Source organism: Exiguobacterium sp. s34 (genome assembly GCF_018617435.1).
Lineage (GTDB): Bacteria > Bacillota > Bacilli > Exiguobacteriales > Exiguobacteriaceae > Exiguobacterium > Exiguobacterium aestuarii.
In genome coordinates this window covers 1-373 of record NZ_JACSKE010000020.1, presented here as the reverse complement: position 1 = coordinate 373, position 373 = coordinate 1, and the positions used below count along the sequence as shown (strand labels likewise).

2 tRNA genes are annotated in these 373 nt (G+C 50.1%); both read left to right on the top strand.

The window, feature by feature from the left end:
- The first annotated feature begins 109 nt into the window (after positions 1-109).
- Positions 110-186, top strand: a tRNA-Ile gene (locus tag KNO87_RS15385).
- A gap of 22 nt (positions 187-208) precedes the next feature.
- A tRNA-Ala gene (locus KNO87_RS15380) sits at positions 209-281 on the top strand.
- Positions 282-373: the final 92 nt, after the last annotated feature.

Genomic DNA, 373 nt, shown 5'->3' with positions numbered 1-373 from the left:
AACAAGGTAGCCGTATCGGAAGGTGCGGCTGGATCACCTCCTTTCTAAGGAAAATGCCCATGTGGCATTGCCCATCGTTCAGTTTTGAGAGACCAAAACCTCTCTATGAGGGCCTATAGCTCAGCCGGTTAGAGCGCACGCCTGATAAGCGTGAGGTCGGTGGTTCGAGTCCACTTAGGCCCACCATTTTTATGAACAATTCTAATACGGGGCCTTAGCTCAGCTGGGAGAGCGCCTGCCTTGCACGCAGGAGGTCAGCGGTTCGATCCCGCTAGGCTCCACTTTTGTTCCTTGAAAACTGAAGATTCATCAAGACATCAAAAACCAATTTCACATATGGTCCATAATGGACCGTGTGTCTTAGACGCTAGAT